4 protein-coding genes and 2 pseudogenes are annotated in these 10129 nt (G+C 68.0%); 1 reads left to right on the forward strand and 5 read right to left on the reverse strand.

Features of this window, described 5'->3' with window-relative positions; genetic code table 11:
- Nucleotides 1–202 precede the first annotated feature (202 nt).
- The 3 genes and pseudogenes from AB0J68_RS18100 to AB0J68_RS18110 form a co-directional block, all read right to left on the reverse strand.
- Nucleotides 203–1168: an N-acetylmuramoyl-L-alanine amidase gene (locus AB0J68_RS18100; RefSeq protein ID WP_363939488.1), complete on the reverse strand. Its 966-nt coding sequence runs from the start codon at nt 1166–1168 to the stop codon at nt 203–205.
- Nucleotides 1168–1320 (reverse strand): hypothetical protein, encoded by a 153-nt coding sequence (locus tag AB0J68_RS18105; protein WP_354863251.1) that lies wholly within the window; start codon nt 1318–1320, stop codon nt 1168–1170. Before AB0J68_RS18105 ends, AB0J68_RS18100 begins: the two co-directional genes overlap by 1 nt.
- Before the next feature lie 125 nt (nt 1321–1445).
- Nucleotides 1446–1598 (reverse strand): annotated as a pseudogene (locus tag AB0J68_RS18110) (aldo/keto reductase); the annotation flags it as partial.
- Nucleotides 1599–1602: 4 nt separating this feature from the next.
- On the opposite strand from AB0J68_RS18110, the pseudogene AB0J68_RS18115 reads away from it, so the two are divergent.
- A pseudogene (locus tag AB0J68_RS18115) lies at nt 1603–2213 on the forward strand (cellulose binding domain-containing protein); the annotation flags it as partial.
- Between the two features lie 615 nt (nt 2214–2828).
- Here the strand turns inward: AB0J68_RS18115 and AB0J68_RS18120 are convergent.
- The gene (locus AB0J68_RS18120; protein ID WP_363939490.1) at nt 2829–3254 is read right to left on the reverse strand and encodes a hypothetical protein; all 426 of its coding nucleotides are present in this window, start codon (nt 3252–3254) and stop codon (nt 2829–2831) included.
- Between the two features lie 3 nt (nt 3255–3257).
- Complete coding sequence (locus tag AB0J68_RS18125; RefSeq protein WP_363939492.1) at nt 3258–10070, reverse strand: polymorphic toxin-type HINT domain-containing protein; 6813 nt, start codon at nt 10068–10070, stop codon at nt 3258–3260.
- Nucleotides 10071–10129 lie beyond the last annotated feature (59 nt).

Genomic DNA, 10129 nt, shown 5'->3' on the forward strand with positions numbered 1-10129 from the left:
CCCCTCTTTCCCGAACACCGCCACCCGGCCCCCCCCGCCCTTTTGGGGGGGGGGGGCCCCCCCGGGCGGCCCCCCCCCCACCACGCAGGAGATCCACTCGGGTTCCTTGAAGTCGGGGCATCCTCGCACGTGGGACACCCCGACTTCCGGGAAGTCGAGTCGATCAAGCCGAGGCGGGCGCGTCAAGGCGAGGCGGGAGAGGTCAGACGCGGGTGAGGCGTACGGCGTCGGCGATGACCAGGCCCGCCGCGTTGCTCCAGCGGCTCACCGCCACCCGGTTGGCGTCGCCTGCCGGCAGGGTGAACGTGCCGAGGACGCGCCACTGCCCGCCGGTCACCCGCTGGTCCACGTACACCGTCCGGTTGCCGGTGGTGGTGGCGACGATGTACGGGGTGGCGCTGTTGTAGCCGCTGTTCGTCGGCCACCAGGCCTCGACCCGGTAGGTGCCGGTCGCCGGCACGTTGAACCGGTACCAGGCCGGGTCGCTGGCCGCGACCGGGTCGGCGTAGCGGTAGTCGGCGCCGTACCGCTGGCTGGAGAACGTCGACACACCCCAGTTGGCGCTGGCGGTGAACCGGCCGGAGGTCGTGTTGTCCACGGTGGAGGACCACGCGGTCCCACCGCCGGCCATCTTCGCGGCGACGTCGGCGCGCATCACGTTCAGGTCGATGAAGGACGGGTCGATCTTGCCGGTTGTGCTGGTCTCCCGGTGCCCGCGGGCGTAGCTGCTGTCCCGGCCGAGGCGGGTGAGCACGGCGGCGGTCGCGGCGATCGACGCGCTGTACTGCACGGCGGTCATCTCCTGGTCGACGCCGTTGTAGTCGATCTCCCACCCGATCATCAGGGTGTTGCCGTCACCGGCGGGGATGGGTCCGCTGCCACCGCTGACCCCGGCGTGGTTGCAGCGGCCGGCGGAGATGACGTGGAAGACGCCGTTGTAGTCGACGAGCGCCTGACAGAGCGGGCCGGCCAGGTCGGAGCGGCCGTTGATGCAGATGCCGAGCGCGGGGTGCGGGTTGCTGGCGCTGGAGGTCGAGGCGGTGTGGTGCCAGAGCACCCCGATCGGGTCGAAGGAGCCGGGCCGCATCCGGTTGAGCCAGTCCCCCTCGACGACGACCTGGACCCCGGCGCCGCGCAGCACGTCCACGAGCCACCCGATCGTGGCCATCAGGAGTCCCGGAGCAGGTCGGCCAGGCACTCGGCCTTCGGCGCGGCGCTCGCCGGGGCGGGCCGGACCACGACGGTGAGGGCGGCGGCCACCAGCGCGGGGATGCCGAGCACCCCACGACGGCGCAGACGGACGGACGGGGATCGGGCCATGGCGGTCCTCCAGCGGCGACGGGTTCACACGCATCGACGAACGTGATGACGGCACGCTATACCGTCATGAGCGTCGATGTCGATACCCTTCACGGCCGGACCGCGCGATGAAGGAATCCGCCGATTCAGGCGTCGCCGAGCGCGTCGATGTCGCGCATCTCCTCCGCCGTCAGCGAGAAGTGGAAGACGTCGAAGTTGGCGCTGATCCGCTCCGGGGTCACCGACTTCGGGATCACCACGATCTCGTGGTCGATGTGCCAGCGCAGCACCACCTGCGCCAAGGACGGGGTCAACCAGATGGAGATCATGATCTGGTTCAACCGGCAGGGCCCGATCCAGCCGATCGCCAGCCTGAGCTTCGACGCGATGACGTTTATCAACGACACCAAGGACTGGGGCGCGATCTCCGCGGACTGTTACCTGACCAGCATCCAGGCCGACTTCGAGCCGTGGCAGGGCGGTGTCGGGCTCGCGGTCAGCGGCTTCTCGCATAACGTCAGCACCGGCGGTGGCACCACCCCGCCGCCCACCGCGACGCCGACGCCGACCAGCACCACGCCTCCGCCGCGTGCGGGCGGCATCTGCACCGTGAAGTCCGCCGACCTCGGTGTGGAACAACGGCTTCACCGCCGAGCTGCTGATCACCAACGCCGGTTCCAGCACCGTCAACGGCTGGACGCTGGCCTACAACCTGCCGACCGGGCAGCAGATCACCAATTCGTGGAACGCCACGGTGAGCCAGAGCGGCAGCGGTCACCGCGAAGAACGTCAGCTACAACGGCTCCATCGCGCCGGGTGACACCGCCAACTTCGGCTACTAGACGTCGATGAGCGGCTCGTTCAGCGCGCCGAGCAGCTTCGCCCTCAACGGGGCCGCCTGCACGAAGTCCTGATCCCAGGCGTATGAGGAGGGGGCGCGGTCCGTGCGGACCGCACCCCCTCATCATTCCGTCCGATCCTTCGGGGAGTCGGACCATGATGAATACGACCTCCGTCAGCTGCACCCGGGTGCACCAGGTCTGGATCGCACAGCAGATGGCGTCACGGCCCTCGCTACCCGATATCCGCAACCCGGTCACAGCCGGTGTGACGCTATTGGCCTCGCCAAATACCCACTCGTCCGGATCGCGCAGGACGAGGTCCCCGAACTCCGGCGAGTCTGGCGCCGGCGGGTGAACTTGCGCAGGACATCATGGCCGCCCCAGCCCTCGCTCTGGAGTCGTGCGATGCCATCAACGGGGTACGCCGCCGCGGCGTCGGTTCGCGACGGGCCGGCTCGATCATGGAGTCGAAACTCACCGAACGATCCAGAATTCTGGCCCTACTCTCCGTAGATGCCTCAGCCTGGGCCCGCCATGTCGATTGTCATGGCGGGCCCAGGCTGAAGCACACTCACGGACCGCTAGTGCCCGCCGAACCCACACAAGGCTGGCCCGGTTGCGGCAACCTTCACGGCAACCCAATCAGGCCACAGCATCCACTGAAATCCTGTTCGATCAAATTTTCTGTCATTTCGTTTCCGCCGCAATGCGCCGGACAGCATTCAAAACCGACCGGAACTCCTCCGCGGTTTCGTCGACAGAGACACACCACTCAGTACTGTCAAGAGCGCATATTTTCGCAACAGCTAGGTCGACATTGCACTGCACTCCATAATAATCAGCGGCCCGAAATGCAACAATTTCGCATTCAAAGGCCTGTGTTACGCCCACCCCAAAAGCCTCAAGATCGGCCCAGGTCATCTGCAGCCCCTTCGGGGCGGATCGAACCCGATCTTCGAACTCCGGCATGCCCATCCCCATAGGAGCACGCCCAACGCCGAAGAACTCGAAGATGACCCAAACGTACCGATTTTCTGGGAACGCAGCCAGCACGTCAGAGATCGACAGCAGGGATCCACCAGGAAGATGCATTGGACATTGAACCGATTTCATCACTTAACACGCTTCCATGAACGATTGCGCAGGACCTCGCTTCAGCGTGCCGCCAGTCTCGTTCTCGAGCCAAATATGCTCGTGTGGATTCGTGTGACCGGGAACATTGGGACGTCCATGATCCGTGAAGTCGATGTCCCGCACGGGGCGCCCGTTCTCGTCGAATTCGCGCGCCTGCGGGTAACTACCCTTCCGCCCTTCCTTTCGACCAAGCTGAGTGTGCGGATATTCGCTATCTGGGATGGGATTTCCGTGCTGGTCACGGGGCAATGACCGATCCGGGAACCAATCTCCATTCGCGTTGTGTACGAGGACCGGCGTGTTGCCAGCGAGCACATAGTACGTGTGAATGTCATCGACGGTGAGGTTGTACCTCACCTCCGTGCCCTCGTAGGAACGGACGGCGCTCACCGAGACCGGTTTGCCGACGGCCGACAGCAGCTGCTCACCGACCTTCAACTCCCCTGCGTCGACCCACTCGTTGCGATCTGTGCTCCAGATCGGGTGGGTTTGCGTGCCCTGCACCAGGAACTGCCCGCCGGCGACCTCGAGAGTCAAATCCGTCAGGTGAAGGTCAAGGTTGATGTGTGTCGCTACGACCGTCTTGGCTACCGTCTTCCCGGTCAGCGGATCTGTGGCCACGACACGATCACCGGGCTTCAGCTTCTCAATCGGCTTGGTGCTGCCATCGGCGAGAAGCACCAAAGTTCCGGCGGCGAAGCTGTCGCAGGCCTTCTTGCCTGCCTTGATGAAGTCCTTGACCCCGGTGATCAGTTTGCCGAGCAGGTCCTTGACGCGAATGCCGAGCTCGTAGCCCTTCTTCCACTTCCACGGCGCGCCGTACTTGCTGGCGAGTTTGCCCAGCATGCCGCCCACGAAGGAGCTCGCGATCGTGATCGCCGTGCTGACACAGCCGCCGACGTCGCCCTTGGTGATGCAGTTGAGTGCGTCGGTGATGCCCAGCTCGTCCATCGCGATCTTGGCGAGCGCCTTGCCCGCCTCGAGGAGGACGGCCTTCGCCTTGGCGATGCGCTCCTGCCGGGCCTTCTCCGCGGCCGCCGCCGCGTCTCCGCCACCGCCACCGCCACCGCCGCCGCCACCGTTGTCCTTCGTCCGCGGGTGGTTCTCGGCCGGCGCGTGCGGGTCGTACGCACCCGAGCAGCCGTGGCAACCGTCGTTGTGCCCGGGCACGTCGTGGTAGTTGCCGTACATGTCCTCGTAGTCGGCGCCCGGACCGCAGGCGTCGTCGGAGCAGGCCCGCAGGCCGTCCGGGTCGGAGAACGAGATCGGGTTGTTGTTCGCGTACGCGTACCCGTGCATCTGCTGCGGGTCGTTGACGTCGATGATCGGGTCGATCGAGATGAACCGGCCGAGCATCGGGTCGTACTCGCGGGCGCCGATGTTCACCAGGCCGGTGCTGCTGTCCTGGTTGCCGTTGACGAAGCCCTTCTCGGTGGGCCACTGCCCCGGGCCGGGCGGCGTCCCGCGCGACTCGCCGTACGGCGTGGTCCGCCGGTTGACGATCGCCCCTGCCTCGTCGACGACCGCCTGGCCGGTGCCGTGGTGGTCCGGCGCGACGTAGCGGACGCCGTCGAGCTTGCGGACGATGCTGCCGCCACCCGGGACCGGGTAGTAGCGGGTGCCGTCCGTGGAGTGGGTGGTGGTGTTGAGCCGGATCTCCATGCCCGGCAGGTAGAGCGTCGTCGTGCCGGGCTCCTTGCGAAGGATCCGCGACCCGTCGACGTCGTACACGAAGGACGTCGTCTTGCTGTTGGCGGTGGCCGACTCGAGGTTGCCCTCGGCGTCCCAGACCAGGGTCTGGTCCTCGCCGACCTTCGTGCGCTTGGTGGTGTTACCGGCGGTGTCGTATGCGTAGGTGTAGAGCCGGTCCCCGGACGGGGTCGTCTCGGTCATCTTGTCGACCGTGTGCGGCCGGGCCTGGCCGGCCAGCGGGGTCTCGTAGCTGCGGGCGAGCAACGAGGTGCCGTTCGCGGCGAACTGGGTCTCGGTCTTGCGGTTGCCCGTCGCGTCGAAGGTGTAGGCGTGGTGATACGGGGCCACCCCGCCGATCCCGGTGACGCTGGGGCCGCCGGCGCAGGGGTCGGTCGCCGTGCTCCCCGACGTCCAGGCCCGGTCCATCCGGCGCAGGTAGTCGTAGGTGAAGCACTGCACGTCCCGGGCGCCGGTCGGGGTGTCCTCGATCCGGGTGATGTTGCCGGAATCGTCGTAGCTGTACTTGGCGTCGATGTCGATGACCGGCGCGCCGGACCGTCCAAGCTGGAACCGGCTTAGCCGCTTCGACGCCCGCTCGTACGCGTACGTCGACCAGACCTGCTGCGTGTTGAGCTGCACCTCGGACTGGAGCACCTCACCGGTCGCCTGGTAGGCGACGTCGGTGACGTACGGGACGTCGCTCTTGGTGCTCTTCAGCCGCTCCAGCGAATCGTAGGTGTAGGCGATCGACTCGAACGGCAGGCCGCCGCCCTCCGACATCCCGACCGACTGCACCGTGCCGTCGAAGTTGAACTCCGTGCCGAAGGTGTACAGGCCGGCGAGCTCGGCGCCCGCCTGCTCCGGCACCTGGTAGTACGTCTCGTGCGGCCGGTACAGCTCGTCGTAGGCGCTGTAGTAGGTGACGTACGCGCCACCGTCCGGGGCGTACCGGGTGGTGGAGGAGAGCTGGCCGAGCTTCTCCAGGTCGTACTGCCACTCGCTGAGCAGCTGGCCCGTGTCCGGGTCCTTGCCCTTGTACGTGGCGGTCTTGCGGCCGATCGCGTCGTAGCGGTAGCTCAGCGACGCGCCGACGCCGTTGGTGCTGACCGTCAGCCGGTCCTGGTCGTCGTAGGAGAAGTACGAGTGCCCCGCGTCCGGGTCGATCGACTCGGTCTTGCGGCCCCGCTGGTCGTACCGGTTCTCCCACTGGTTGCCGAGCGGGTCCTTCACCGTCGCGAGCTGGCCGGACTGGGTGTAGGTGTACTCGGTCTTGTCGTACGCGCCGGTCGGGCTGTTGCCCTTGTACTGGAGCAGCTGGGTGGTCTGCCCGAGCGCGTTGGAGATGGTGGTGCGCGGCGTCTCGCCGTCCGGCGGGTCGACCGAGACCCGGTCACCGCCGTACGTGGTGGTGGTCCGCCACTTCTCGCTGATGCCGTCCAGGAAGATGGTGGCCTTCACCCGGTCGGCGCCGTCGTACACGAACGCCGTCTGAGCGGTCATGTCCGCCGGCACGGCCGGGTAGATCACGTCCGTGGGCGCACCCGCCACCTGATAGGTGTCGTACGTCCGCTCGACCTGGCCCGTCGGGGTGTAGAAGGTGTCCGCGATCAGCCGGGTGCCGTCCGGACCCTCGGTCTGCAGCTGCCGGGGTCGGAGCAGGCTGTCGTACAGCTGGTACTCGACGGTGTAGGTGCCGTCGTTGCGCCGCTGCTCGGTCTTCACCGCCGCCGGCTTGTCGGTGCGGATCAGGTAGGTGTACTTGGTGTTCGGGGTCAGCCCGCTGACCCCCGTGCGGTCCGGCATCCAGACCTTGGACAGCCGGCCCAGCGGGTCGTACTCCAGGACGCTCTTCATCCCGTTGGGGTCGACCTGCTGCGTCGGGCTGCCCCAGGCCGGCGCGTACGTGGTGACCGTGTCGTAGCCGAGCGGGCTCTTCTCGGTGACCTGCGTGGTCAGGCCGTTGGTCTCGACGTAGCTGGTGGTGGTGACCGCGCCGAGCGCGTCCTTCGCGGTCAACGGCCGCCCGAAGCCGTCGAAGGTGCCCTCCGCCACCCGGGTGTAGGTCGCCGTCGTGCCGTCGTGCGTGGCCAGCCGCTCCGTCCGGGTGGCGTTGCCGGTGACCTTCGCCTTGCCCAGCACCTGCGCGTCGTAGTAGGTGCGGTCGTCCGAGATGACCTGAGTCGCCCGGTTCGGGGTGGCGGAGCACTTGACCGACACCGACTCGACCTGGGAGACCAGGTCCTTGACGTAGACCGGCTTGTTGTCGCCGTAGGTGGTCACGTCGGTGACGTAGGTGGTGCGGGTGCACGCCTCGTCGCCGGTGACGTCGACGTCGCCCTCGTTCTCGGTCCGGTACGCCTGACCGTAGGTGGTGTCGAAGGTCGTGCTGGTCTTCGTCTGCCGCCAGCCGCCGGCCGCGAGCGCGGTGTAGCCGCGGGTGCTGGCGGTGTTGACGAAGTACGACTCGCTGGCCCCCCAGGCGTGCGACTCGCTGCCGGTCTTGTACCGCCACGGCGTCTTGATCATCTTGCTGATCTCGGTCGCGCCGTCGAACGTCTTGCTCTCGTACTCATAACCGGAGAGCTCGTCGTAGTCGGTGTAGGTGCCGCCGGTGGAGTCGGTCACAGTCACCGAGAGCGGGTTGGTGCTGTCAGGGTCGTCGTCCCCGTGCATGCCGCGCAGGTAGCGGTACTCGGTCTTGGCGGTCTGCGTCTGACCGTCGCCCTTGGTGACCTGGACCCGGCCGTAGCCGCGCCAGTCGCTCCAGGTGAGTTCCTTGCCGTCGCTCAGCCCGTCCGGCTTGGCCTTCCGCCAGGCGGCGCCGTCGAGGTAGCTGTACTTCGTGACCATGTCGGGCGAGCGTGCGGTGCGGTCGGTCTCCACCACGGCGCTGACCACGTACTTGTGGAACCAGTCGGTGACCTGGCTACCGCTGCCCAGCGGGTTCCACTTCACCGGGAAGCAGCGGCGGGTGCTCTTGCCCTCGGTCGGGAGGGTGGTCTCCGTGCAGTCCGGCTTCTCGTAGTTGACGTCGATCTGCCCGCCGCTGTCGGTGTAGACCGTGGCCAGGCGGAAGCGGATCAGCGGAGCGATGAAGTCGCCGGTCCTGTCGATCCGGTTGGGCAACTGGATGGCGCCGAACTCCACGCTCGGCATGGCGGCGCTGCCGCCGACCAGACCGGTGTGGGTGATCTTGTTGAGCCAGAGGGTACGGCTGCCGTCACTGTTGTCCATGAGCAGGTGATCGAGCGCCCACTTGTCGACGTCGGTCCAGGCGGTCGCGCCCCGAATCTGGGTGGTGATGCCGACCAGCCGCTTCCGGGTCCAGAAAGTGGGGGTGATCTGGTCGCCCTTGCACTTGGTGCCCTGGGCGCAGTTGCGGTCCCACGGGACGTCCGGCCAGTACGGGGCGGTGGTGGTGTTCAGGTCCTGCTCGTCGCAGTCGATCGTGCCGCCGGGCAGGCAGCGCTCCAGTGTGCTGAAGACCACCCGGGCCGGGGCGTTGGTGGTGTAGACCTGCCCGTCCTTCTGCCCGTAGTCGATCCGCTTCAGCCAGCCGGCCCGGTGGTACTCGACCCCGTTCAGGTCGGTGCGGTTGCCCCGGGCGTACCAGTTGCTCTCCCGCCCGTAGAAGTAGGACGTGACGTTGCCGTGCCGGTCCTTGACGTAGTCGAGGCTCCAGCGCCACGCCTGGTTGCAGTACGAGTCGGCGAAGGCCGGCTTGTTGCACGGCTCGTTGGCGTCGTCGCCGAAGACCGGGACGGTCCAGGTCGACGACGTCTCCTCCTTGCCCGAGACCCAGCCCGGCAGGCGGTTGAGCCCGAAGTAGTACTCGGTGCCGCCGGTCGTGGTTACCCGCCAGTACTCGCCGACGTCGACGCCGGTCGTCCCCTGATCGCCGTTGGCGGCCCCGGTGAGCTTCTCCACCTTGGAGCCGTCGTCGGAGGCGAACTTCCAGCCGGTGGCGGTCTTGACCAGCTCGGTCGACTTGCCGTTGAGCAGGATGGTGGCGTTGTCGTACGCCCAGCACTGGTCGGCGACCTCGCTGTGGCCGTCGTCGGCGCACGCCTTGTAGCGACGCTCGATGTGGCCCGGCTCGTAGTTGAACCCCTCACCGATCCAGGAGCCCTGGTTGTTGGTGGTCGAGGTGCGCCCGTCGACCGACTGCGAGGAATACGCCAGCGTGATGCCCGGCCCTCCGCCACCGGGCACCGGGGGCGTCTGCAGCGGGTACGACCAGGAGAAACCACCGGTGGAGGGGGCCACCGACCACTGCGAGGACGGGGCGAGCTTCGACGCCGCGTAGCTGCCCTGGGAGGACGAGTCACCGGCGGTCAGCGCGTAGAGGCTGCCGGCGCTGTCCGTCGCCGTCACCTCGGCCGAGACGGTGTGCTTCTCGCCGTCGTTGACGGTCGGCAGCGGCTGGGCCGCGCAGTCCTTGCGCTCGGGGGTGCGCAGCGCGCACTCGGGCAGCCGGGACAGCCGCAGCCGGCTGCCGAAGTCGCCGCCGAAGGCGCCGGCCAGCCCGTCGTACCCGACGGAGAGCCGCACGTCGCCGGCGGCCTGCTGGCCGTCGGTGCGGGCGACCCGCACGACCGGACCGTCGACCTTGGCGCGCTCAGCCGTCCCGTGGTCGAGCACCTCGACCCGGACCTTGCCGGGGGGCGTGGCCGGGGCGACCCTGCTCGCGGTGCCGGCGGCGCCGCTCGCGGGCGCGGACACCGCGGCGACGGAGACGGTGAGACCGCCCGCCTTGGCGGTGCGTGCCGCGCCGGGCGCGACGGTCCGGGCGCCGGCCGAGGCGGGCACCGGCAGGGCGATCTCGGTGGCGCCGGCGGCCGGCCAGGTGACCGACGCCGGCTTGGTGGTCGCCGCGGCCTCGGCGGCGTTCGACTTCCGGGGCTTGGCGGGCAGCGGGTCCCGCTCGGGCAGGACCTTGCCGGAGTCGGCGGTCTTGGGGCGGTTGCTGCCCTGAGCGGCAGCGGTAGGCATCTCGACGGCCTGGACGAAGGTCAGGCCCAACATGCCGGCCATCGCCCAGGACACGGGTCGCTTGATCCGGCGTTGCAGCACGCCGGAGGCGCCCAGGTGTCGGGAGAACATCAACCCTCCACGGGTGGTCGGGGATAAGCGGAAGAAGCCGTCGGGCCGCCTCTCGCGAG

Origin of the sequence: Micromonospora sp. NPDC049580 (assembly GCF_040675595.1) — a bacterium.
Taxonomy (GTDB): domain Bacteria; phylum Actinomycetota; class Actinomycetes; order Mycobacteriales; family Micromonosporaceae; genus Micromonospora.

What these genes read in the sequence shown, in the direction of transcription:
- AB0J68_RS18100 (WP_363939488.1), bottom strand. Translation starts at nt 1,168, where the DNA reads ATGGCCACGATCGGGTGGCTCGTGGACGTGCTGCGCGGCGCCGGGGTC.
- AB0J68_RS18105 (WP_354863251.1), bottom strand. Translation starts at nt 1,320, where the DNA reads ATGGCCCGATCCCCGTCCGTCCGTCTGCGCCGTCGTGGGGTGCTCGGC.
- AB0J68_RS18120 (WP_363939490.1), bottom strand. Translation starts at nt 3,254, where the DNA reads ATGAAATCGGTTCAATGTCCAATGCATCTTCCTGGTGGATCCCTGCTG.
- AB0J68_RS18125 (WP_363939492.1), bottom strand. Translation starts at nt 10,070, where the DNA reads ATGTTCTCCCGACACCTGGGCGCCTCCGGCGTGCTGCAACGCCGGATC.